Consider the following 22,450-nt stretch of genomic DNA (forward strand, 5'->3'; position numbering starts at 1 on the left):
GGATGTTGCAAAAAAAGATCTGCATGTTGGGCGGGTTCTCTGTCGGAAAGACGAGTCTGGTTCGCAGGTTTGTGCAAAGCATCTTTTCAGAAACCTACTTGACCACGGTGGGAGTGAAAATCGACAAGAAGAGTGTCGCACTCCCGGGCAAAACCGTGGATCTGATTTTGTGGGATTTGGCCGGCGAAGACGATATCGGCTCATTCCGCGTCAGCCATGTGCGAGGTGCGACCGGGCTCGTGCTTGTCGTCGATGGAACCCGCGCCGCTACTCTTGCCGCGGCGCTCACGCTGCGCGAGCGGGTCGAGGCCGAATTCGGCGCTATGCCGTTTGTATTGCTGTTCAACAAATCCGATCTGGCCGATCGGTGGGAAATATCGGATAGTGAGATTGACAACCTGAGGCAACTTGGATGGCAAATCTATCTAACAAGTGCGCTTTCCGGTGAACATGTCGATGATGCGTTTCGTCAACTTGCTTCGATGGTCACCAAATAGACCATGCATAGATTGCCAAAAGAAGTCGGAAGCTGGATTTACAATTTCTTCTACAACGAGCACTCTATCGCATATGTGAAAATTGACGCCCAGCTTTGCATAGCGGCGAAGGGCGGTAACGTTAAACATTACGGGCTCTCATCCCTGCGCATCGGTAAGCCTGTTACCGATCAGCTTGAATTCATGGAGGGTTTGCTGCCTTGCCCGGAGCTTCCATATCATATGGCCATGGTCGAACTGCCCAGCGGGCGCGTCGCGGACCTTCATCTTTTTGCTGACGACGACTGCGTGTGGCTGCTCTTTCTTGACGCCACTGCCGAACGCGACAACAAGCAGCGGCTTCAACAGAAGGCTTATGAAATGACGCTCCTGCAAGAGAGGGAGCGTCAACTCAACGAGAAATTACAATCGACGAACGAGGCGTTGAGGAAGAGCCAAGAGGGATTGTCGCGTGAATACCAGCGCGCCGAATCCCTGCTCCTCAACATTCTTCCGGCGTCGATCGCGGAGCGGTTGAAAGCGCACAAAAAAATTGCCGACAACCACGCAGAGGTGAGTGTGCTTTTTGCCGACATCGTCGGTTTTACGGAAAGAGCGCGCAGCGTCGGAGCCGTGACGACGCTCGCTATTTTAAATTATTTCTTCAAGGCGGCGGATCGGCTCTCTGAACGATACGGCTGCGAAAAGATCAAGACAATCGGCGATTGTGTGATGGTGGTCGCTGGCCTGCCCACCGCGCGATCCGATCATGCAAAGGCCCTCGCGCATTATGCGGTTGAACTGCGGAAGGCGGTCAAGCGCGAACGCTTCGCAGGAGAACCGATAAGACTGAGAATTGGAATTCACTCGGGGCCAATCGTCGCGGGCGTCATAGGCAAGAGGCGGTTCGCTTATGACCTGTGGGGTGAGACCGTTAATCTCGCCTCACGTATTCAAACGTCCGCGGAGCCCGATGAAATCCGTATTTCGGATGCAACTTACCAACTGCTTGGACCAAAGTTTGCTTGCGACCCACTCGGGGAAACGGAATTGCGTGGTGCAGGTCGTGTCCGAATGTGGCGGCTCCCGGCCTGATTTGCCGCTTGGCAGTGCCGACCCTGGAGCGCATTGCATCTCAAGCTAATGCATGTCGCTCAAAAGTGGCCCCCTGGTTTTGAGACAACGACGTGCATAGAAACAAAGGCTTAAAGCGCGTCGCATGAATCCGTTTCGACGCGACGCGCTTTAGTCAAACATCATGGTTTCGAATGTCCGCAGAGGTGCGCGAAGCAGTGACCACCGAGCGACCGCCAAAGGTCTGTCCTGGGTCAACTCAGGACATCGGATCCTGAGATTTAACGTCTGCTATCGTTCTTGCCTGCACCGCAAGCGGACCTACTGCTTGCGGCCCATATCAAGACGTTCGGCATGTAGCTGGTCAGCGTTCGATACTGACCCTAGTCGACCTTCCATTTCTCGCGCTGCCGGCCAAGTTGCACCCCCTTATTAACCTTTCGTTAACCATTCACTCGCTAGCGTTTACCTATCAGTAAGGATTCGCCGCCAGTGACTTTTGCCGCTCCCCTCGAGGCCAAATCCATTCGCTTTCGCGCCCGCTCGTTCGTCGCGTTCACATTGACTCCTGAAGGTCCATTGGCGGCCTGGCTGGAGGGGCTCGATCACTGGATCGGCAACTCGCCGGGCTATTTTGCCGGCCGCCCGGTGCTGCTCGATCTGAACACGATGAAGCCCGGGGCGAGCGAGATCGCGGCGCTGGTGGCGGAACTCGCCACGCGCGGCATCCGCATCTATGCCATCGAGCTTGAAGGGGCCTCGCTTGGCGCCGAATTGCCGCCGGTGCTGACCGGCGCCAAGGAGGCGACGACCGATGGCCTGCTGCCCGGCCGCAAGGCGAGGGCGGACGAGAAGGCCGAGGCCACCGCGCCAGAGGTTCGTGCCGACGCGGAACGTGCAGGCGCTGGACGCGCCGATGTGGGGCGCGCGCAGGCTGACAAGGTTGGCGCAAGCAAAGCAGGCGAGAGCGAGCCGCAGGTTGGGCAGGAAGCTTCGGGCACGCTGATGATCAAGTCGCCGATCCGCTCCGGCCAGGCGATCGTGCATCCGCATGGCGATGTCATCGTGCTCGGCTCGGTCGCTTCCGGTTCGGAGATCATCGCGGCGGGGTCGATCCATGTCTACGGCACGCTGCGCGGGCGCGCTTCGGCGGGCGCGCTCGGCAACAAAGGCGCGCGCATCTTCTGCCGCCGCAACGAGGCCGAGCTGCTGGCGGTCGACGGCTGGTACGTGACCGCCGAGGAGATGGATTCGCGCGGCAAGCCAGTGCAGGCATTTCTCGACGGTGGCGCGCTGCGCGTCGTGCCGCTCAGCTGAGCGGGCCGATATGGGCCGCTCGACCAAGAACAACAAAGCAACAACAACGGAGGCATTTTCATGGGCAAGGTAGTGGTGGTCACCTCGGGCAAGGGGGGCGTCGGCAAGACGACCTCGACGGCAGCCCTGGGTGCCGCGGTCGCCAAGACCGGCAAGAAGGTGGCGCTTGTCGACTTCGACGTCGGCCTGCGCAACCTCGACCTGATCATGGGCGCCGAGCGCCGCGTGGTGTTCGACCTCGTCAACGTCATCCAGGGTTCGGCGAAGCTCTCGCAGGCGCTGATCCGCGACAAGCGGGTGGAGACGCTGTTCCTGCTGCCGGCCTCGCAGACGCGGGACAAGGATGCGCTGACCGAAGACGGCGTCGGCGAAGTCATCGACAAGCTGCGCTCGGTGTTCGACTACGTGTTCTGCGACAGCCCGGCCGGCATCGAGCGCGGCGCGCAGCTCGCCATGCGCTTTGCCGACGAGGCGGTCATCGTCACCAATCCGGAAGTGAGCTCGGTGCGCGATTCCGATCGCATCATCGGCCTGCTCGACGCCCGCACCTTGAGGGCAGAGCAGGGCGAGCAGATCGCCAAGCACGTGCTGGTCACGCGCTATGACGCGGCGCGCGCCGCACGCGGCGAAATGCTCTCCATCGACGATGTGCTGGAAATCCTGTCGACGCCGCTGCTCGGCATCATTCCCGAGAGCCAGGATGTGCTGAGGGCCTCCAACCTCGGTTCGCCGGTGACGCTGTCGGAGCCGCTGAATGCCGCAGCCAAGGCCTATATCGACGCCGCCAGGCGGCTCGAGGGCGAGGACTTGCCCGTCGTCGTGCCGTTCGAACGCAAGGGTTTTCTCGATCGTCTTTTGGGAAGGAGGGCGGCATGAACCTGCTCGACATCTTCAAGCGGCGCTCCAGCGCGCCGGTGGCGCGCGAGCGGCTGCAGGTGCTGCTCGCCTATGAGCGCCGCAACCGCAGCCAGCCCGACCTCGTCTCCATCCTGCGCGAGGAGATCATGGCCGTCATCGCCAAACACGTGCAGATCGACCAGGACTATCTGCAGGTCTCGATGGACCGCGGCGAGACCATGTCGACGCTGGAAATCGACATCCAGATCCCCAACAAGAGCGCCGTGCCGCTGGCGATGGCGGGCTGATTTTTTTTACCCGCCCCTGAAGGTCGCTGCGCAGCAGCGGCGTGGGGGGCGGCGCCACCCGCGCCGGCTGGCATTGTTAGGACGTTGATAAGCATTTGGTAATACAAGCCGGGAATGAGCTGCTGGCTCGATTTGACGTGTAAAATGCCGTCTTTTTCGGCGGGGCCATGACGTGCGCATCAAGAGCCTGATCATCCTCAGCATGACGAGCGCCGCGGCCTTGATCGGGCTGGTTGGCGGCCTCGCGATCTTTACACAGATGGCCGCGACCAAGTCGCTGGGTTTGACCGAAGCGACCAACGTCGCCCGGGAATTGGCCGACACGATCGTCTTCAAATCATCCGATGGCTCACCTTCGCTGTTCGAGCGGCCTGATGCGCTGCGCGAATTTCTGGAGCTGCAGCACCATCGCTCGCTCAGGGATTTCCTGGTCGTCGACCCCAACAAGATCCTGCTGGCCCATGCCGCCGACGAAGAACACAAGACCGGCGAGAAGTTCGATCACGACCCCGGCAACGAAGTCGGCCAGACTTTGGCGGATGGGATCCCGCGCAAGTTCAGCGATGCGCATGAAGCCAATGACATACTGGCCGTTGCGATCGAACATCCCAAGGATACGATCGTCGGCGCCGTGCTGCTGGAATACGATCCTTTGCTGCGCGCCGCCGAACAACGCACCAACAGCATGCTTTGGCTGGTTGGCCTCGGCGCGGCAGCCGCCGTACTGGTTGCGGCGGCATTCGCCTGGGGGCTGCTCCGCCGCTTCGGCGCCGGCCTGTCGGACATGATGAGAGGCATGGAATCGCTGGCAAAAGGCGACGTCATGACGCGCATCGGCCACAGCCGCAAGGATGAGTTCGGGCAGTTGGCGCAGGGCTTTAACACCATGGCGGACGAGCTTGCATCCGCGCGCGCCCACATCGAGGATATCGTCCAGACGGCGGCCGAAGGCATCGCCGTGCTGAACAGCGATGGCAAGATTGCAAGCGTCAATCCCGCGGCGGCGGCGATGATCGGGCGGCGCGCCGACAAGATCGTCGGGCAGGACTGGGGCTCGGTCATCACAATGCGGGATCCGAGGGGAGCCGAGTTCGCTGCGGGAACGTCTCCCGTCGAGCAGGCCCTGACCACGGGCCGCCAGCACCAGAGCGAAGTGCGCCTGACCAAATCGGATGGCTCGCATGTGCCTGTCATCGCCAGTTGCAGTCCGCTTAGCCGGTCCGACGGCGGCCTCGTGCTGACGCTCAGCGACATCAGCGAGCTGCGCCGCGCCGAAGGGGTTGTCAACGAGCGTGCCGATCAACTGGCGCTCCTCAACCGCGAACTGCACGAGAAGTCCGAAACCACGACCCGTCTGGTCAAGCTTGGCGAACTGCTCCAGGCCTGCGTCACCTTTCCGGAAGCGTTCTCGGTGGTCGGCACCGCCATGGCCGAGTTCCTCGGCGGCTTGAGCGGAACCGTTCACTTGACCAGCGCGTCGCGCAATTTGGTCGAGGAGATGGCGCATTGGGGCGACGTCCGCTCGAGCGCCACGCAATTTGCGCCGGAAGACTGCTGGGCGCTCAGACGCGGCCAGGAACATGTCACCGGCCCCGGCATGCTCACGCCGCGCTGCGCGCATATCACCGAGAACGGCAAGAAGGGCTATGTCTGCATGCCTCTGGCGGCGCAAGGCGAAACGCTGGGCATCCTTCATTTGTGCGAGCCGAATGCGGCCGAGAAGCCGCAATGGCTGGCTGAAAGACAGCAGATCCTGCGCGGCGTTGTCGACACGCTGGCGCTGGCGCTGGCAAATCTGCGCCTGCGCGAGACGCTGCGGCAACAGTCGATCCGCGATCCGAACACCGGTCTGTTCAACCGGCGATATCTCGAGGAGACGAGCAGCCGCGAACTGCGCCGGATGGAGCGCTCGGGCCAGCCGCTGGTGGTCATCATGCTCGATGTCGATCATTTCAAACAGTTCAACGATACGTTCGGCCACGAAGCCGGCGACCTTGTCCTGAAGCAGGTCGCCGCCACGTTGATCGAGCATGCCAGGGATAGCGATGTCGTGTCGCGCTACGGCGGTGAGGAGTTTGCCCTTGTCATGCCGGGAAGCTCGGTCCAGGAAGGTGCCGAGCGGGCAGAAACGCTGCGCCAGGCAATCAGGAAGCTTCATTTGACGCATCGCGGCCGAACGCTGGGCACCGTCACAGCCTCGTTCGGGGTCGCCGCCTATCCCGAGCATGGCGTGGGCTGGACCGAGTTGACCAATGCCGCGGATCACGCGCTCTACGATGCCAAGGGCAACGGGCGCGACCGGGTCGCCGTCGCGCTGGGCAACACGCCCGGCGAGCGCCCCCCGATCCAGTTGGTACCAGCCCCGAAAAGCAGCTGAGACGCCTTTTGAGGTAGCCCTCAGTCTCGCCTGCGACAATCACCATGCCGTCTGCAAGCCGGGATGAGGTGAGTTTCTCGGCGGCACCCCCTGAAGGTCTCGCGCTGCGCCGCGGGCTTTTGCCGGGGCGCCCCACGGGTCTTGCCCACACCCGTGGGGCGAGGAACAAGTTTTCCACGGCCGCGGCATTGGTTGTCCACGGCATCCAAACCCCAAATGTCCCGAACTTGCCTCCCGCCAATGGGGGGCTTCCCCTACGCAATTAGCGGATGTAAGGATACATTAGCCATTTGTTAAGTACAGAGTTGGGGTATGGCGTAAGGGGAGTTCGGCCATGAACTTCAAGGGCCTGATCAAGCGTGCTGAAGACGTAGATAAAGCAATTCAAGACCTGGAGATCGATCTGGCGGACGCGCTGGATGCAAGTCTCGACGCCGAGGACGAGGCGCCGCCAAAGAGCGACGATGTCCCGGATTCCGCGGCCGGTCCTGACGAGCCGCCACCTGAGGCCAATGCGGCAAATGCGGATAGTCCGGAGAATGCCGACAGTGCCGGCAATACGGACAGTCCCGAATCCGGGCCACGACTGTCGTCCCATACCCAGACCCGACTGGCTGCGCTGAGTGCCTTTGAAGGGCTGTTCCATGATGCCAGGGACTATCTGGAGGAGATCAACGGCAAGCTGTCGGAGATCGCGACCTCACACCACCTGACGCGCGAATACCTCAACATCCTCCACGGCGACATTCTTCGCGCCAATGAGCTGGAGCTGGCAAATGCCGGCCTCATCGCCGAACAAAGAACGCTGTCGGAAAAGCTGCACGACGCAGGGAGAAAGCTGCGCGAGCGTGAAAGCACTTGCGAAGTGCTGCAACAGCGCGAGACAAGCCTGGTTCAGGACAAGGACGCGCTTCGCGCAGCGCTTGCCGCGACAAGGCTGGAACTCGCGGAGGCAGCCAATGCGAGCGCAAAACGCGACGCGGATTTCGGCGACATCGCCAAGCGGCTGACCGCCAGAACGGTTGAGGCCAACAGGCGCTTGCGCGAGAGCAAGATGCTGCGGGAAAAACATGTCAACCTGTCGATCGAGCTCGACAAGGCGCTGAAGCGGGAATCCCAGGCGCGCCACAGGCTCGACGAGCTCTCGACGATCCATGCCAGCGAAGCAGCGCGACTTGCGGAACTGCTGGCCGCGCTCGCCAAGAGCGAGAAAGAGGAGATGCGGCTCCAGAAGTCGCTTGAGGCGGCACAGGCGAAGCTGTCGCAAATGACCGAAGCAGCCGGCATGGTGGAAGGCGACAGGGAAGCCGAACTGGCTCGCAGCCAGACGGAAATGCGCGGGTTGCGTTCCGAGATCCAGGAGCTGCAATCGCGGCTGGAGTCGGCCTCGAACGAGAACAGCGAGGCCGTCGGCGAGATCGCCAGGCTCAAGACTGAATTGAACGACACCCTGGCCGAAAAGAAAATCGCCGATGAAAGATTGTCCGCGCTCACCGATGAGAACGAAAGCGACAAGATGAGCCTTTCGAAAGTGAACGCCAATCTTTCACAGCTTATGCTGCAACAGGCGTCGGAACAGATACAGCTCGATGTCCAAAGGCAGGAATGCGAGGATCTCAGGGCCGAAATCGTGTCGCTCAATGCCCGGATCAAGGAATTGCTGCCCTACGAGCGGCTCCACAAAGCCACCAGCGGCAGACCGCGTGAGGGCAGCGTGGTCGAGATCACCGGCGTGGTGGCGGAGAAAGCACGTGCAGCGGGCAGGCGGCGCGTCCGCAGGAACCTCCGCGCGACGCCGTAGCTCACTTCGCAGGCTCGCCGCGACGTCGCTTCGCTCCCGCGCCGCCTGGGGTGACGGACGGCTCGTGCTGGTAAAGCTCGTCCATGCTGAGCGATGCCAGGGCGCCGAAAGGTGCCTGCTTTTTCACCCGGCCGCCGCTCAGGATCACCACGTCGTCGCAGAACGAGATGGTGCTGTGATGGTGACTGATGACGATGGTCGTGCGGCGGCCGGCTCTCGACTTCAGGGTCTCGACGATGGCTGCCTCCGACAGCCCGTCCACGGCATTGGTGGCTTCGTCCAGGATCAGGAGATCGGGATCGCGCACCAGGGCCCTGGCCAGTGCGATCCGCTGCCTCTGTCCCGCCGAGAGGTTGATGCCCCGGTAGCCAACGACCGTGTCGTAACCGAGCGGAAGCCGTTCGATGAATTCATGCGCTTCGGCCAGTCTTGCCGCACGCTCGGCGTCGTCGGCCGTGGCGGCGTCCTGCCCGTAGGTTATGTTTTCAAAAATGGTGCCATCGACCAGTTCCAGCTCCTGGCTGGCCAGTGCGATGTGCCGCCGCCATTGGCTGGCGTCGATCCCATCGAGCGGTGATCCATCGACGAGAATCCTGCCGGTGTCCGGTTCCACGAAGCGGCACAGAAGATTGACGATCGTCGTCTTGCCGGCGCCCGAGCGGCCGATCAGTGCCGTCGAGCGGCCGCTGCGGATCTCGAAAGTCGCCGAATGCAGCACCACCTCACGCTGGTCCGTGCCGGAATAGGTGAACGTCACGTCATCGAACTTGATGCCTTGGCGCAAGCCGTGGAACGGTCCGTCGCCTTGCGGCGGTTGAGGCTTGCCGGACGGATCCAGCATCCATGTCACCTCTTCGAGCGATCCGCTCAGGCCTTGCAACTGGCTCCACGACCCTTGCAGAGCCCGCATATGCGGCTGCAGCCTGTAGAGCAGTATGACAAACGCGATGATCAGCGGGAAACTCACCTGCGCCAGCCAGGCGCCGATCACGACCGCCAGAAACAGCACGGCGTGGAGAACCTCCGTCAGCGGCGGCAACGCTCCCTGGCGGACAAGCAGGACGAAGGAGGCGCGGCGGACCGCATCGGACGCCGTATCGAATATCGCCTTCTCGCGGCTCTCCTGTCCGAATATGCGGATCAGGCGTCCGGCATGCACAAGGTGGAGCATCTGTGATGCGAGGTGGCTGTTGCGCGAGGCGACGCTGCGGCTGGGGCCTTTCAGATTGGCCGAGAGGATGGCGTGCGCGATCTGGACGCCGGCCAGTCCCAGCGTGACCAACAGCGTCATGCGCCACGAAAGCAGGAGCAGAAAAGCCAGCAGGATGATTGCGGCCGATGCGCTGACGATGGCCGACAGCACGATCTGGATCGCATCCGATGCCCGCCAGGATTCGTTGGAGATGATGTTGAGCAGCCGTCCCGGACTCTGCCGCAGGAAGAATGGGTAGCCGACCCGCAACAGCCGCTCCGACAATGCGCTGCGGATCGAATGACTTGCCTTGCCATAGATGAAGGTCGTCAGCAGCGTGTTGGCGAAGGCGAAGACGTTCTTCAGGAGGATCGAGCCGAGGATGGCGATCGAAATGACGATAAGCCGGTCGCGCTCGCTCAGGCTCGCTCCGACATGCTGGAGCACGGCGGAGAAACCCGCCATTCCCGCTGCATCCCCGTGTCCCATGATAATGCCCAGCAACGGGATGATCAGGCCGATGCCGAACCCTTCGAGGACGGCGCTGGCCAGGCCGAGAACCACCACTGCCGGAAGCAGGCGCAGTTGCTTCTTTCCGAACGCCCGGAACAGCATCGGCAGGCTTGGCGGTAGCAATGGCATTACAGCGGTTCACCTTGCCTCGGCATTTGCCTGTTGATCTTGCCGCACCGGCGCATCTTGCGGCCGTCTCGCCAGCAGGAGAACCGCGAATCTGGCCGCGCCGAGCAAATTCATGCCGACGATCGGCCAGTGCGACAGGTTGAGTTCACGATCGAACGCAGGCCCGCCCGCCAATTCCCGGAAAGCGCCTCTCGCGGCCCAGTAGAAATGACGAAGCAGCCAGGGCGCATGGCGAATATGTTTCAGGCAGAGCCCGCCATTGCCCAGGCTGTAGTCGCGGTGGAGCTTTTCGATGGATTTGCGATCCCGCCGGCCATGATGATGGAATATCGTCATGTCCGGCACATACTCGACCGCGATGCCGAGCAGCACCGCGCGTACGAGGTAATCGGTATCCTCTGCTGACCGCATTGGCCCGCCGGCGCCGAAGCGTTCGTCGAAATAGCCGATACGGGCCGCGACATCGCGGTGCATCGTCATGTTGCAGCCCAGCACGAAACCGCCGGGATGGACATCCGGCGTCAGCCGCTCGCGCACCCGCGAGCGCTTGATCGTGAAAGGCAGATCCCTGGGATCGCCAAGCTCGACACGGCCTCCCCGGATGAGCCAGTGTTCCCCAGACGCATAGTGTCGCTCCAGATCGCGCAGGTAGTCGCAATGGACCGCGCAATCGTCATCGACGAAGACCAGCACACGGCCCCGCGCGCGCCTCAACCCGGCGTTACGGGCAGCCGCCAATCCGGGGCGTGGCTCGCAAACGGGCGTGAGTGGAATGTCCGACATAGCGGCGATGCGGGCCAGGCGTTCCGCCGTGCCGTCGTTCGAGCCGTTGTCGACGACCACGAGTTCGGCCGCGAAGCCGGCATGGGCGCGGCACGCGGCCTGCACCGACTTGATGCAGGCCTCGAGCACCGCGGCGCGGTTGCGCGTACAGATGATGAAGCTGACTTCCGGCGCCGATCGTTCCGGTCGCGGACCGGCCGGGACGGCGCCAAGCGCCGTCGAACGATCGCGCTGCAGAGGTTGGTGGGCTTTGACGATCATCCCTCTAGCTCAACTGATAAGGCGCCAGGACCGCCGCGGCGGGTGCGGATTTGAAGAAGTATGCCAGGGCATCCGCTTGTCTGCCGGCCGACAGCGAGGCGCGGCTGAGCCAGGGGGCCCAGGCGCCGGGCCGCAGCGCATATTTCTCGCGGCGCCGGATGGCGTTCCACTTCGCGGCCCGCGTCAGCAATTCATGCGTCAGTGGGGGCTGCTTTTCGTCGGCGACGAGCTGGTAAAGGAAATAGAACAGGTTCAGCGCGCCGGCCTCGAAGCTCGGCCGCGTCTCGGCTGGCAGCGAGCCAATCCGCTCCTCCAGCGCGACGATGAAATTGGCCGCACGGGCAACCGTGTCGAGGCTGGCCGTATCGCCGATGTCGCGCAGGTCCCGCGTGGTTTCCGCGAGGCCCTCGCGCTCGAGGTTCTCGGCCACGATCCGCAAATGCGTGCTGCGCATTTCCTTGATGTGCCGGCTGGTCACGCTTCCCTCATGGACTCGGTAGACGACCAGGTTTTCAGGCATCATGGCTGCCGGGTAGCGGTCGGCCAGCCGCCTGAAAAGGTCGAAATCCTCGGCGTGCCTGTAGGCCTTGTCGTAGTGGAGAGCGTCGTCTTCGATGACCTTCCGGTTGTAGACGACCGTCGGGTGCATGAAGATCGTGAAGAACTTCGCCAAAATTGGAATGCGGCCGAACTGGAACACCGGATCGGGTCTTCCCCTGGCGATGCGGCCGCGGATCAACATGTCGACGCCGGCGCCGCAGAAGCCGAGTTCGGGCCGCCGGTCGAACAGCGCCACCTGGCGCGACAATCGCCAGGGGTAGGCGACGTCGTCCGCGTCCATCCGCGCGACCAGCTCGCCCTGGGCTTTTCGCAGCCCTTCGTTGAGCGTCGCGACAAGGCCGCGGTTTTCGCGCGAGATGATCGAGATGCGGCTGTCGGCTTGCCGGTGTCGCTCGAGGATTTCGAGCGAATTGTCGGTCGATCCGTCATTGATCGCGATGATCTCCAGGCGGCAGTAGTCCTGCCGCAGGATGCTTCCCAGCGCGGCGGCGAGATAGGGCCCGGCATTGTAGACCGGCAGCAGGACCGAGACGAGCGGCGCGGCGGTCATCGTCTTGCATCCGTTCGCGGGAGGTCGAGCGATGGCGCGGGGCGATCGGGCGATCCGCCGGGCAGCCTCGCGAACCAGCCGGCGTGGCCGGCGCGCGCGGCATGGGTGCGCGCGACATAGGGGAAGTGGCGCTTCAGGCGGTTCAGCGGCCTTTCGAAAACCACCCAGGAAATCGAAGCCACGACAATCGTCGCGGCGCTCGCAACCAGGAACCGCCCTGGCCCTTGCTCCGAGACATTGAGCGGAATCCAGGGCTGCGACTTGACGGCGAGCGACAGCAATATCGGATGATAGAGATAGACACCGTAGCTGATGCGGCCGAAAGCAAGCAGTGGCGGCAGTTCGGCAAGCTTGCCGAGGGGGCCGCGAAGGCCGCTCGAACAGGCGGCGACGATGGCCATCAGCGGCACCAGCGGCAGGACTTGCAGCAGCAGCCAGCGGGCCCATTCCAGCATTGGATCGGAAGGCGCCGGGACAAACCACTCGATCATCAGGAATGCGGCCGCGAAGGCAGGCCAGCCTAGCCGCATCCATTGCGGCAGGGCAGCGCCCCTGGACCGCCAGCAGGCAAGCAGCGCACCCGATGCCAGCGCATCCATGGATGCCGGCGGCAGCAGGTCGCGTGCCAGCGCCGGGGTGGCGGTGACCGGCCAGTAGAAGCGATAGGCCAGCGACAGCAGGATGACGCCGATGCAGATCGGCTCAAAGCGCCGGCGCGGTACCAGCAGGACGATCAGTGGCCAGGCGACATAGAACTGCTCCTCGATGCTCAGGCTCCAGAAATGGCACAGCACCCAGGGCGTCCAGTCATTGCGCAGCGCATACCAGAAATTCGACAGATAGAGCGCATGCCAGACCAGCGATCCCCTGGACTGTTCCAGGTCAAACAGCCAGACGAAACCCAGGACGGCAAAATAGGGAGGAAATATCCGCAGCGCCCGCCTGATGTAGAAGGATCGCAGCGCGGCGCCGGTTTCAAACTCGGCGGCCGCACGCGCTTCCAGCAGCACGCGCGTGATCAGGAAGCCGCTTAGCACGAAGAACAGCCGCACGCCGATATGGCCCCAGAACGAAGATCCTCCCGCCGCGAAGAAATGGGAGTACATCACCATCGTCACGGCGATGGCCCTCAGTGCATCCAGTTGGACGTCGCGGGTGTTTCCCATCAGCGCCGTCCGCCGGCGTGATGTCCGCGATGAAGCCGCCAGCCAGCTGTTTCGAACGGCAGGCCAAGGCGGCCCGCCATGGCGCCGGCACCATCAAACCCGCGCTTTGCGAGTCCGCTCAGGCAGGGCTCCAAATCGACGGACGAACAGCTCAAGTCGGTCAACCTGGCGGAATCCTTCACGGCGTATGTCCAGTCGCAAAACGAGTCCCCCAGGAGATGGTTCGGCTACCGCATTGTGCAGCGCAACACAAAAAATCTACCAGGCCGAAATACTTGTGTGAGCAAGCGCTAAAGGTTGACAAAACCGCCCGGATTTCACCCTTTTGGGCGATTTCCCCCAGCATTTCAACCCTGTCGTTGAGCTGTATGGATCTGCTCGCTCCGGTTGATGGAAAAAACCCCGGCTTGGAGAATAAGAAAATCTCAGATCTTTCTTAAATCGTGCGCGAAACTCGAAAATCTATATTTTGACTATACGGATTCGGCCCCGGTTACGCATGGAATGAATTGGAATCATTGGGTTTTGCGCGATGCAGCATGGTCGCCGGCTTTTTCGTGGGTTGCCGCACGGCTCGCTTCTCCCGAAGCAGGCATCCGCCCAACGGGAAGCCGCAAGCAAAGCCTTCACCCGGCAGAGCGGGCTTGCGCATAGGGAAAGATCAGCTCGCCGGAGGCGAAGTCTGGTGGCGACACCACGATCTGCCTCGATCCGTTGCGGAACTGGCCAGCCTCATGGCCGGAGATGCCCTGGAACTGAACCTGCAGGACGCGTGGCCGCGCCCATTCGCCGTTCACCCCGAAGCTGACGGCGCCCATGACGGTGTCGAAGATCGCTCCTCGCGCGTATGCCGAGAGGCTAGCGTCGTCGAAGCCGCCGGTCGCCTCGATCGCCTGGGCAACCACCTGCATCTGCGCAAAGGCGAGCGGCGCCATGTAGTGCCCCAAAAGGTCGACGCCGGCATCGCCGGCTCGCGCCTGGTAGCTGTTCAGAAACTCCTGAACGCCGGGGAACATCATCCTGGGGACGGGGACCCAATATTCGTAGTTGACGAAGCCATTGAGCAGCGGGTCGAGCGCCGTTTTCACGCCGTGTTCTGCGGCCCGATCATGCCGGCGCCAACCATCTTCGGGCGGAACCGGTGCGCATGGATGGCGCGCACCAAGTCGATCGAATCCTGAAGGTATGAACACAGAAACAAGAGGTCGCAGCCACTCTTGGCGACGGCATCAAGGACCGGCTTGAAGTCGGTTGTCGTCAGCGGATAAGTGGCCTCATGAACGATGCTGAAGTCGTATTTGTCGGTATTGGCCTTGGCGCCGAGAATGGGATTCCTGGAGAATTCGGCGTCGGCGGACACGAGCGCCACGGTCGCGGGCCGAGGCTTCTGCTGCGCGGCGAGCGCGAAGAACCCTTCGGTCAGTGCCGCGTTCGGATCCGGCCCGGTCGGGATCATGGCGAAATAGTTGGGATACGTGAGCGCGTTGTTGACGCCGAGGCCCATCAGGCCGACGAAGAAGCGCTGCCGTTCGATGATCAGCGGCATTGCCGGCAAAACCGTGTTGGTGCCGTAGCCGCCGATGACCAGGTCGACCTTGTCGTCGTCCATCAGCCGCTTGTAGAGACCGGGGACGAGCGAGGCGTCACCATGGTCATCGTGGCAGACAAGTTCGACAGGGCGGCCGAGCAAGCCGCCCCGTCTGTTGGTGTCTTCCCGCCAGATGTCATGCGCGAGCCGCGCCGACCGGCTGTTGCCCGCGAGCGGGCCGGTCAGCGACAGGCAGTAGCCGATGCGGATGGGCGCGGCGGACATGGCTTGCCTCTCTCGAAGTGAGGACCTCTTCAAGTGCGGGCCTGTTCAGGCGCCGGCTTTGGCGCGGGTGGCAAGCAGCTGCATTTCCCAGGCGAAGGCGACGCCACTGGCACCGCCATGTTCGGCAACGACGCCGGCGACGCCGGCGGCCTTGTCTTCGCGCGCCCAGTCGCGCTGCCATTCGCCGAGTACCGCCATCCAGGTGATCGGCACCGCGCCTGCGGCGACCATGCGGCGCACGGCCATGTCATGCGCCTCCAGCGAGACGCCGCCTGAAGCATCCGTGACGATGAACACGTCATAGCCTTCGGCCAGCGCCTGGATCGCCGGCATGGCCAGGCAAATCTCGGTGTAGAGCGCGGCCAGCACGAGCTGCTTGCGCCCGCTCTTCTTCACGATGTCGGTGACTTTGGGGTCTTGCCAGGTGTTGATGAAGGTGCGGTCGATCGGTTTCTGCTCCGGAAAGACATCCTGCAGCCCCTTGATGATGTAGCCGCCGCGCTCTTCGAGCACGGTGGTCAGGATCGTCGGGACATTGAAGACCTTGGCCGTCTTGGCGAGGCCGACGACATTGTTGACGATCATCGTCGGCTCGTGGCTGTTGAGATTGGTGAACTGGTAGGGCTGATGGTCGATCAGCACCAGAATGCTGTCTTCGGGGCGAAGCAGGGCTTCGAGGCCGGTTTTGGGCATGGGAAACTCCTTGGATATGCGGGCTGCTGCTTTAAGTTTTTGTTTTTATGCATGTCGTCGTCCCAAAACCGCTGCGCACTTTTGGGCGACATGCACTAGGCGCCGGCGGGATCGAGAAAAACGTAAAGGGAATGGATGAGGTCGCCCTGGAAATGCGCGACATCAGTGCCGGTCACGGCGACGGGACCGTTGGGCGGGCCGGACTGCCAGCGCAGCCGCCCGATGCCGTGGTGACCGACGGCGGGGCCGATGGCCGTGAAGACGAAGCCTGCCGGCAGGCTCGACAGCAGCGCATCCACCGCCTGATTGATAGCGACATGGCCCGTTGCCGCGGCATGCGGTTCATATAGCACCGCGTCGTCGGCATAGATTTTTGCGATGGCGCTTATCCGGCGAACGGCATCGCGCTCGCCGAACACGCGGGCGAGGTTGGCCTGCATGAGGGCATCATAGTCGATCTGTTCTGCGGTCATCTTCCACCTTCCGGATCAGGAGTTCCGGGGAGGCGGGTGTCGCAAGTGCTCAATCCGATGTCTCTCGCCTGTCCGGTCGGGGGGACTATTGCTCCGTCACAAGGCGCAACGCACTGTTCGATTCTGCTATTTCCAGCCTGAATCCGTCGTCGCGTTGCGATCAGCCGCTGTCACCTTGCGATCAGCTCGTGCGGTCGCGCCGCCACGTCGCCGGGGTCGCGCCGATGAGCTTGCGGAACGTGCGTCCAAAATGCACGGCATCGGCAAAGCCGGTGGCCTCGGCCACCTGGTCAAGCGTGGCACGGCTGTCGATGAGCAGTGCCTGCGCGCGCCGGATGCGGGCGTCGAGTTGCCAGCGATACGGCGCCATGCCGGTCGAGGCCTTGAACGCCCGGCTGAAGTGCGATTGCGACAGGCCGGCCAGTGCCGCCAGCCGCGCGAGGTCGACACGCTCGGGCAGATGCGCATCGAGATGGTCGACGACACGCCGAAGCTGCCAGGGCGCCAGGCCCTTGCCGTCCGTGCCGGGCTGCGGCGGATCGGCGAACAGCCGCGCCATGATCGCCACGGTCAGCCCATCGCCGTAGAGCTGCGCCGACGGATCGGAGTCGTTCACCACCTCGGCGAGCAGCTTGACCAGGGTCCAGATGCGGTCATCGGCAAAACGCAGCCGCGGCGTCGAGACCGCTTCGCGATCGAACCGGGTAGCCAGTCTTTCGTCCATGGCAGCGAAATCGAACATCAGCGTGGCATCCCTGACGAAGCGCACGTCGGCGCTATAGCCCCACATCTCCATGCCGGCAGGGGCGAAGTCCATGTGCCTGGGCCTGTAGCTGGCGGGGCAAGGCCGGTTCTCGCGCAGCCGTGGCTCACAGGGGCTGCCGACCTCTTCCAGCAGGGCAATCAGGCGGGTCTCCGTCTGATGGGGAAACTGGTGGGCCACCCTGCCGGAGCCACGCCATTCATTGACGTCGAGCGAGACGCCATTCCAGACCCGCCGCGCTGTCGACAGGCTGAGCACATTTTCGGGTAGAGGTGCGACGGCGTCGACGCGGGCGAGCACGGATCAAATCCTCCTGATGTCGAGAAGACCACCCTTATGTAAGCGATCGAGCCGAAACCATAGCGCCGTTGCGGCGAACACAGCGTCACCTGGTTCCACGGGCCTGGTCTGAGTGCTCACCAGGCCTCGTCCTCACCCGCCGCCAGCCTTGCCACGGTGCGCGCGGGCGGTGCGCCAAACTGGCGGGTGCTTCTTCACCCTCCTCCTTGTGGGGAGGTCGCTGCGAAGCAGCGGGGTGGGGGTGCCGCGCGGCGCTCCTCAGAACTGGGGTCTGTACCGGCACCCGGTCCGTCACACCGCCTCAAAAACCACCGTCTGTTCCAGTCCGCCGCCCTTGCGGTTTTCCAGCGTCACGGTGCCGCCGTAGCGCTCGATGATTTCCTTGGCGATGGCCAGGCCCAGCCCGGCGCCCGGAATGGATTGCAGGCGGCCGGGATCGACGCGGAAGAAGGGCTCGAACGCCTTGTTCAGGAGCTCCGGCGGAATGCCTGGCCCATGATCGGAAATGGTGAGCACGGCACGGCTGCCGGCCACGGCAAGGTCGATGCGGCATGCTTTGCCATGGGTGGCGGCGTTGACGATCAGGTTGCGCAAGGCCCGGCGCAGGCCGAGCGCGCCGGCTTGCACCGAAACGGCATCCAGATGCCCGATCGATACGGCATGGCCGAGCGAGACCATCTCGGCTTCGATATCCCCCACCATCTTGCGCAGATCCAGCGGCTCGGCGGCATCCTGGTTCACCTCTTCGCGCACCAGGCGGATGGCGCTGTCGGCGATGCGGTCGAGTTCGTCGAGGTCGTGAAGCCATTTGTCGCGCTCGTCATCGAGGAACTCGGCGCGCAGCCGCATGCGCGTCATCGGCGTGCGCAGGTCGTGGCCGGCGGCGGCGACCAGGCGCATGCGGCTTTCCATGGCGGTCTTCAGCCGCGACGAGAGCTGGTTCAGCGCATGCGCCGTCGCCTTGACCTCGGCCGAACCGACTTCCGGCACCGCCGCCAGCATTCCATCCGATCCAATCTTGGAGACGGCGGCCTCAAGCATCTCGAGCGGCCGGATCAGCACGGCGGTGAAATAGACCGAGACGGCCGTGGCGCCGGCCACGATCAGCGAGATCCAGCCGGCCAGCACCAGCCACTCGCGCCTTGGCGGCGTGATGTGGGGAACCTCCATGATCGCCCAGCGATTGTCGGGCAGGCGCACCGATGCAAGCTGGCCAGGTTCATCCGCCTTGTCGCTGACGACGGCCAGAACGTCGAGGCCGCGGCGGCGCAGGATGTCGTTGAGCATCGCCGTTTCCGGTCGGTCCACCTTGCCGCCTGCCGCATGGTCGCTCAGTTTAACCCGCAGAACATCCGGAATCGGGCCGGGCAGCAGCCGCACCACGAGTTCCATCTGCTGGGCAACCCAGGGCACGGTCAATTCCGGCGGCGGTCCACCGCCCCGGACGCTGATGACGGCGGCCGTCGCCAGGCCGACCACGCCGACGATCGAGGCGACCAGCAACAGGATGAGGCGCCGGCGCAGCGAGTTCACGCGTGGCCCTCCACCGTCTCGACGCGCGCGGTGAGCTGATAGCCGCCGTTGCGGACGGTCTTGAACAGCGGCCCGTCGCCAGTCTCAGCGAATTTGCGGCGCAGCCGGCTCACCAGAACATCGACCGAGCGTTCGAGCGGGTCGCGCTCGCGGCCTTGCGTCAGGTCGAGAAGTTGGTCGCGTGACAGCAACCGGCCGGGACGGTCGAGAAACACCTGCAGCAGGTCGAACTCGGCGCCGGTGAGATCGACGGCCATGCCTTGCGCGTCCGTCACCTTGCGGGTGTCCGGTTCCAGCCTGTAACTGGCGAAGCGGTAGATGCGCGCGCGGGGCGGCGCAGGCGCTTCCTCGGGCACCGAGCGCCTGAGCACGGCGCGGATGCGGGCAGTGAGCTCGCGCGGATTGAACGGCTTGCCGAGATAGTCGTCGGCGCCGAGCTCCAGGCCGATGATGCGGTCGACATCCTCCTTCAGCGCCGTCAGCAGGATGACGGGAATATGCGGCTTGCGGTCACGCAGGCTGCGGCAGATATCGAGCCCCGATCCGTCCGGCAGCATGACGTCGAGCACGGTCAGGTCGAACTGGCCGGTGGCGAGCTTCTGCTCGCATTCGCGCCGGTCCGCCGCCACCGAGACGCGAAAGCCCTGGCCGTCGAGATAGCGCTGGAGAAGCGTCCTGATCTCGCGATCGTCGTCGACGACGAGGATATGGGGTTGTGACTGCATGACCGTGCCCTTGCTTGGCCGCGATTATAGGGAGAGCCGCGCCCAAGCGGCATGGAAAATTGCAACCGAATGTTTCCGGCAGGGCGCGGGAAACATTCGGAAACAAATTGCCCTTTTGCGGAAACCTTCGGCAACACGCCGACGCGAAGCGGACAAACACGCTTCCTATCCTCATGGCCGTCCGAAGCATGAGAGAAAGGAACAACATCATGCGAAGCAGACTTTTCGCGCTCGGCCTGTTTTCCGCCGCGGCCATCCATCCCGCGCTGGCGGCGCAGCCCGATCCGGGCGCGGCGCCCGGCGAAGCGCCACCGGTCATGGCCCTGCAGGATGGACCGGAGCAAGGTCGAGATCATGGCCCGATGCCTTGGCCCGGTCCGCATGGGCCGATGCGCCACGGCCCCCAAGCTTTTGGGCCGGAAGGCTTTGGCCCCCACCGCATGGGACCGCCGCCGGAATTCATGCTGGCGGCTCGGCTTGCGGCGCTCGAGACCCGCGTCGGCATCCGGAGCGAACAGGTCGATGCCTGGCGCGATTATACCAGCGCACTGCAGGCCGTGCTGGCACCGCCACGGCCCGATCATGGTCCGGGCGGACGTGGTGGCCCTGAAGGTCCTGGTGGGCTCGGTGGCCATGAAGGTCCGGGCGGGCCTGAAGCCAAGGGCCCCGAGGGCGGCACGCCCGATCCCTTCGCCTTCCAGGAGAAACTGGCGGACGAGGTGACCAAACGGGCGGTCTCGGCCGGCAAGCTTAAGGACGCGATCGCGGCACTTCGCGCCAAGCTGACGTCCGAACAGCTCGAAATCCTCGCTTCGGCGGATCGCCCCCACGGACCACCCCCCGGTCCCTGGGGCGGCCCGCCGGAGGATGCAGCCGGCCCCCGAGGCCTGCCCGACGATGGCAGGCAGCTCCCGCCCCAGCCCGGGAACGGCGAGCAACTCTGACCGGCTGCGCGCCGGCCGGCCCGATACCCAACCCGTTCTCGGGCCGGCCGGTTTTTCGCCGGATGGCGGCCGCCATCCGATCGTTCAAATCATGGAATGGAAGCGATGTGGGAAGCTCTGACAATGCTGCGGCTGCTCGCGTCCGCCAGCCCGAGATTCTCGCTCGGCCATGCGCCGCGCGTCAATCGTACCGCCTTGCCGTCGGCCCTGCCGATCGACACGCTGAAGGGCGCAATCCGCCTGAGCTTCGTCGCCTGGCGCCTGTCGCTTCCGCTTTCGGAGCGACCCAACAACCACGGACATCATGACCGCAAGATCGCGTGAGGTGCTCACGTCCATGGCCGCGGCGCGCGGTTTCATGTTCGTGACCGGCAGGGCGCTTGGCTTATCGCCTCTGATCGGCATACTGACGCCGGTGGGCATCGCGGTCAGGAACTCGATCTTGCTTGTCGGGTACACTCCGGCCGCACGGAAGGAGCGCGACATGAGCCGCTTCGAAGCACTGCTCGATGCCGCCCGCAATCCGGGCCAGCTCCTGGTGGACCGATCCGATGCCCAGGCGGCGACCGCAACTCCAGCGAAAGATCATCCAGGCCATGCCTATCCCGTCTAGCCAGTCTTCCCTGTCGGCTCTCCGTCTCGCGCCTTGGGCCGCAATGTTGTGCGGCGCGCTTTTTCTGGCCGCCTGCTCGCAGGAGAACAGGGCCCCTGCCGGCATGGGCGCGGCCGGCAAGCCGGAAGTCGGCGTCGTCACTCTGCATCCGCAATCGGTGGCGATCACCGCCGAACTGCCGGGGCGCACGACAGCCTCGCTGACCGCGGATGTGCGTCCGCAGGTGAACGGCATCATCCAGGCACGGCTGTTCAAGGAAGGCAGCGAGGTGGTGGTCGGGCAGCCGCTTTACCTCATCGATCCGGCAAGCTACCAGGCAGCCTACGACAGTGCGAAAGCAGCCCAGCAAAAGGCCGAAGCGGCAGTGCCGACCGCGCAGGCCAAGTTCGATCGCTATGCCGGCCTGCTGAAGCAGAACGTTGTTTCCAAACAAGATTATGACGATGCCGCCGCCACGCTGGCACAGGCCAACGCGGATGTGGCATCCGCCAAGGCCAGTGTCGAGACCGCGCGCATCAACCTCGACTACACCAAGATCACCGCGCCGATCGCCGGCCGTATCGACAAGTCCTCGCTGACGCCAGGCGCGCTGGTCACCGCCAATCAGGACACCTTGCTCACCACCATCCGCGCGCTCGATCCGATCAATGTCGATGTCACGCAATCGAGCACCAATTTGCTCAACCTGCGGCAGGCCATCAATGAAGGTCGGTTGAAGTTCAGCGGCCCCAATGTCAGCGTCAGGCTGAAGCTCGAGAACGGCACCATCTATGCGCAGACCGGCAAGCTGGAATTCGCCGGCGCCAATGTCGACCAGACCACCGGCACCTTTGCGCTGAGGGCCGAGTTCCCCAATCCCGACCGCCTGCTTCTGCCCGGCATGTATGTGCGGGCGCTGGTCGAGGAGGGCGTCGCCCAGAACAGTTTCCTGGTGCCGCAGCGCGGCGTCAGCCGCAACACCAAGGGCGAGGCAACGACCATGGTCATCAATGCGCAGGGGAAGGTCGAGACGCGAGTGCTCGCCGTGCGCAACAGCGTCGGCAACAACTGGCTGGTGGATTCCGGCGTCGGCGACGGCGACCGCGTCATTGTCGAGGGCATGCAGCTCGTGCGCCCCGGCAGCGATGCCACGGGTGTCGAAGTGACGATCGACGAGACGACCGGCGAGATCAAGGACCGCGGTCAGAGCACATCGGCGGCACCTGCCATGTCCAAGACGGCCAGCAACCAGTCGACCGGGAACTGAGC

General features: G+C 63.7%; 22 protein-coding genes. 11 read left to right on the top strand and 11 right to left on the bottom strand.

All coding sequences use genetic code 11. The features are described 5' to 3' along the window. Nucleotides 1-2: 2 nt before the first annotated feature. The 7 genes from B5V02_RS06620 (at nt 3) to B5V02_RS06650 (ending at nt 8,190) form a co-directional block, all read left to right on the top strand. Nucleotides 3-497 (top strand): Rab family GTPase, encoded by a 495-nt coding sequence (locus B5V02_RS06620; RefSeq protein WP_111543351.1) that lies wholly within the window; start codon nt 3-5, stop codon nt 495-497. Nucleotides 498-500: 3 nt separating this feature from the next. Next, nucleotides 501-1,571, top strand: a complete 1,071-nt coding sequence (locus B5V02_RS06625; protein WP_111543352.1) for an adenylate/guanylate cyclase domain-containing protein — start codon at nt 501-503, stop codon at nt 1,569-1,571. 471 nt (nt 1,572-2,042) lie between these two features. Next, entirely contained in the window at nt 2,043-2,867 is an 825-nt protein-coding gene (gene minC, locus B5V02_RS06630; protein WP_111543353.1) for a septum site-determining protein MinC, read from the top strand. Nucleotides 2,868-2,927: 60 nt separating this feature from the next. Next, nucleotides 2,928-3,743 (top strand): septum site-determining protein MinD, encoded by an 816-nt coding sequence (minD, locus tag B5V02_RS06635; RefSeq protein WP_111543354.1) that lies wholly within the window; start codon nt 2,928-2,930, stop codon nt 3,741-3,743. Further along, nucleotides 3,740-4,012 carry a cell division topological specificity factor MinE gene (gene minE / locus B5V02_RS06640; protein WP_024501686.1) on the top strand — a complete coding sequence of 91 codons (273 nt, stop codon included), beginning with the start codon at nt 3,740-3,742 and terminating at the stop codon, nt 4,010-4,012. The genes minD and minE overlap by 4 nt, the downstream gene beginning before the upstream one ends. 172 nt (nt 4,013-4,184) lie before the next feature. Continuing rightward, nucleotides 4,185-6,389, top strand: a complete 2,205-nt coding sequence (locus B5V02_RS06645) for a sensor domain-containing diguanylate cyclase (RefSeq protein WP_111543355.1) — start codon at nt 4,185-4,187, stop codon at nt 6,387-6,389. Nucleotides 6,390-6,723: 334 nt separating this feature from the next. Continuing rightward, complete coding sequence (locus B5V02_RS06650; RefSeq protein ID WP_111543356.1) at nt 6,724-8,190, top strand: coiled-coil domain-containing protein; 1,467 nt, start codon at nt 6,724-6,726, stop codon at nt 8,188-8,190. A 1-nt stretch (nt 8,191) separates the two neighbouring features. Here the strand turns inward: B5V02_RS06650 and B5V02_RS06655 are convergent, their stop codons facing one another. The 11 genes from B5V02_RS06655 to B5V02_RS06705 form a co-directional block, all read right to left on the bottom strand. Beyond that, nucleotides 8,192-10,024 carry an ABC transporter ATP-binding protein gene (locus tag B5V02_RS06655; RefSeq protein ID WP_111543357.1) on the bottom strand — a complete coding sequence of 611 codons (1,833 nt, stop codon included), beginning with the start codon at nt 10,022-10,024 and terminating at the stop codon, nt 8,192-8,194. Between the two features lie 9 nt (nt 10,025-10,033). Continuing rightward, a complete protein-coding gene (locus B5V02_RS06660; RefSeq protein WP_111543358.1) occupies nt 10,034-11,068 on the bottom strand; it encodes a glycosyltransferase family 2 protein in 1,035 nt (344 codons plus the stop codon). A 4-nt stretch (nt 11,069-11,072) separates the two neighbouring features. Continuing rightward, nucleotides 11,073-12,179 carry a glycosyltransferase family 2 protein gene (locus B5V02_RS06665; RefSeq protein WP_111543359.1) on the bottom strand — a complete coding sequence of 369 codons (1,107 nt, stop codon included), beginning with the start codon at nt 12,177-12,179 and terminating at the stop codon, nt 11,073-11,075. Beyond that, complete coding sequence (locus B5V02_RS06670) at nt 12,176-13,345, bottom strand: acyltransferase family protein (RefSeq protein WP_111543360.1); 1,170 nt, start codon at nt 13,343-13,345, stop codon at nt 12,176-12,178. The genes B5V02_RS06665 and B5V02_RS06670 overlap by 4 nt, the downstream gene beginning before the upstream one ends. A gap of 626 nt (nt 13,346-13,971) precedes the next feature. Continuing rightward, complete coding sequence (locus B5V02_RS41055; RefSeq protein WP_208647043.1) at nt 13,972-14,433, bottom strand: type 1 periplasmic-binding domain-containing protein; 462 nt, start codon at nt 14,431-14,433, stop codon at nt 13,972-13,974. Further along, nucleotides 14,430-15,158, bottom strand: coding sequence for an ABC transporter substrate-binding protein (locus B5V02_RS41060; RefSeq protein WP_208647044.1), 729 nt, complete (start codon nt 15,156-15,158; stop codon nt 14,430-14,432). The genes B5V02_RS41055 and B5V02_RS41060 overlap by 4 nt, the downstream gene beginning before the upstream one ends. Before the next feature lie 45 nt (nt 15,159-15,203). Then, nucleotides 15,204-15,851, bottom strand: coding sequence for a hydrolase (locus B5V02_RS06685; RefSeq protein WP_111543362.1), 648 nt, complete (start codon nt 15,849-15,851; stop codon nt 15,204-15,206). A gap of 95 nt (nt 15,852-15,946) precedes the next feature. After that, nucleotides 15,947-16,324 carry a nuclear transport factor 2-like protein gene (locus B5V02_RS06690; protein WP_111543363.1) on the bottom strand — a complete coding sequence of 126 codons (378 nt, stop codon included), beginning with the start codon at nt 16,322-16,324 and terminating at the stop codon, nt 15,947-15,949. 181 nt (nt 16,325-16,505) lie between these two features. Continuing rightward, a complete protein-coding gene (locus B5V02_RS06695) occupies nt 16,506-17,387 on the bottom strand; it encodes a helix-turn-helix domain-containing protein (protein WP_111543364.1) in 882 nt (293 codons plus the stop codon). A gap of 291 nt (nt 17,388-17,678) precedes the next feature. After that, the gene (locus tag B5V02_RS06700) at nt 17,679-18,920 is read right to left on the bottom strand and encodes an ATP-binding protein (protein ID WP_111543365.1); all 1,242 of its coding nucleotides are present in this window, start codon (nt 18,918-18,920) and stop codon (nt 17,679-17,681) included. Further along, the gene (locus B5V02_RS06705; protein WP_111543366.1) at nt 18,917-19,645 is read right to left on the bottom strand and encodes a response regulator; all 729 of its coding nucleotides are present in this window, start codon (nt 19,643-19,645) and stop codon (nt 18,917-18,919) included. The genes B5V02_RS06700 and B5V02_RS06705 overlap by 4 nt, the downstream gene beginning before the upstream one ends. Before the next feature lie 209 nt (nt 19,646-19,854). Here B5V02_RS06705 and B5V02_RS06710 point away from each other — a divergent pair, with 209 nt between their 5' ends. The 4 genes from B5V02_RS06710 (at nt 19,855) to B5V02_RS06725 (ending at nt 22,448) form a co-directional block, all read left to right on the top strand. Continuing rightward, nucleotides 19,855-20,589, top strand: a complete 735-nt coding sequence (locus tag B5V02_RS06710; RefSeq protein ID WP_111543788.1) for a hypothetical protein — start codon at nt 19,855-19,857, stop codon at nt 20,587-20,589. Between the two features lie 123 nt (nt 20,590-20,712). Then, a complete protein-coding gene (locus tag B5V02_RS06715) occupies nt 20,713-20,913 on the top strand; it encodes a hypothetical protein (RefSeq protein WP_245445735.1) in 201 nt (66 codons plus the stop codon). Between the two features lie 13 nt (nt 20,914-20,926). Beyond that, nucleotides 20,927-21,202 (top strand): efflux RND transporter permease subunit, encoded by a 276-nt coding sequence (locus B5V02_RS06720; RefSeq protein ID WP_111543367.1) that lies wholly within the window; start codon nt 20,927-20,929, stop codon nt 21,200-21,202. Next, nucleotides 21,186-22,448 (top strand): efflux RND transporter periplasmic adaptor subunit, encoded by a 1,263-nt coding sequence (locus B5V02_RS06725; protein WP_111543368.1) that lies wholly within the window; start codon nt 21,186-21,188, stop codon nt 22,446-22,448. Before B5V02_RS06720 ends, B5V02_RS06725 begins: the two co-directional genes overlap by 17 nt. The last annotated feature ends 2 nt before the right edge of the window (nt 22,449-22,450 follow it).

The sequence above is a fragment of the Mesorhizobium kowhaii genome (assembly GCF_003253745.1).
In the GTDB taxonomy this organism is placed as follows: Bacteria; Pseudomonadota; Alphaproteobacteria; order Rhizobiales; family Rhizobiaceae; genus Mesorhizobium; species Mesorhizobium kowhaii.

Excerpts from the sequence above, each read along its gene's own strand:
- B5V02_RS06720 (WP_111543367.1), top strand. The coding sequence starts at position 20,927 with ATGGCCGCGGCGCGCGGTTTCATGTTCGTGACCGGCAGGGCGCTTGGC.
- B5V02_RS06715 (WP_245445735.1), top strand. The coding sequence starts at position 20,713 with ATGCTGCGGCTGCTCGCGTCCGCCAGCCCGAGATTCTCGCTCGGCCAT.
- B5V02_RS06665 (WP_111543359.1), bottom strand. The coding sequence starts at position 12,179 with ATGACCGCCGCGCCGCTCGTCTCGGTCCTGCTGCCGGTCTACAATGCC.
- B5V02_RS06710 (WP_111543788.1), top strand. The coding sequence starts at position 19,855 with ATGCGAAGCAGACTTTTCGCGCTCGGCCTGTTTTCCGCCGCGGCCATC.
- B5V02_RS06660 (WP_111543358.1), bottom strand. The coding sequence starts at position 11,068 with ATGATCGTCAAAGCCCACCAACCTCTGCAGCGCGATCGTTCGACGGCG.
- B5V02_RS06650 (WP_111543356.1), top strand. The coding sequence starts at position 6,724 with ATGAACTTCAAGGGCCTGATCAAGCGTGCTGAAGACGTAGATAAAGCA.
- B5V02_RS06725 (WP_111543368.1), top strand. The coding sequence starts at position 21,186 with ATGCCTATCCCGTCTAGCCAGTCTTCCCTGTCGGCTCTCCGTCTCGCG.
- B5V02_RS06655 (WP_111543357.1), bottom strand. The coding sequence starts at position 10,024 with ATGCCATTGCTACCGCCAAGCCTGCCGATGCTGTTCCGGGCGTTCGGA.
- B5V02_RS06685 (WP_111543362.1), bottom strand. The coding sequence starts at position 15,851 with ATGCCCAAAACCGGCCTCGAAGCCCTGCTTCGCCCCGAAGACAGCATT.
- B5V02_RS06620 (WP_111543351.1), top strand. The coding sequence starts at position 3 with ATGTTGCAAAAAAAGATCTGCATGTTGGGCGGGTTCTCTGTCGGAAAG.
- minE (WP_024501686.1), top strand. The coding sequence starts at position 3,740 with ATGAACCTGCTCGACATCTTCAAGCGGCGCTCCAGCGCGCCGGTGGCG.
- B5V02_RS06670 (WP_111543360.1), bottom strand. The coding sequence starts at position 13,345 with ATGGGAAACACCCGCGACGTCCAACTGGATGCACTGAGGGCCATCGCC.
- B5V02_RS06705 (WP_111543366.1), bottom strand. The coding sequence starts at position 19,645 with ATGCAGTCACAACCCCATATCCTCGTCGTCGACGACGATCGCGAGATC.
- B5V02_RS41060 (WP_208647044.1), bottom strand. The coding sequence starts at position 15,158 with ATGTCCGCCGCGCCCATCCGCATCGGCTACTGCCTGTCGCTGACCGGC.
- B5V02_RS06625 (WP_111543352.1), top strand. The coding sequence starts at position 501 with ATGCATAGATTGCCAAAAGAAGTCGGAAGCTGGATTTACAATTTCTTC.
- B5V02_RS06690 (WP_111543363.1), bottom strand. The coding sequence starts at position 16,324 with ATGACCGCAGAACAGATCGACTATGATGCCCTCATGCAGGCCAACCTC.
- minD (WP_111543354.1), top strand. The coding sequence starts at position 2,928 with ATGGGCAAGGTAGTGGTGGTCACCTCGGGCAAGGGGGGCGTCGGCAAG.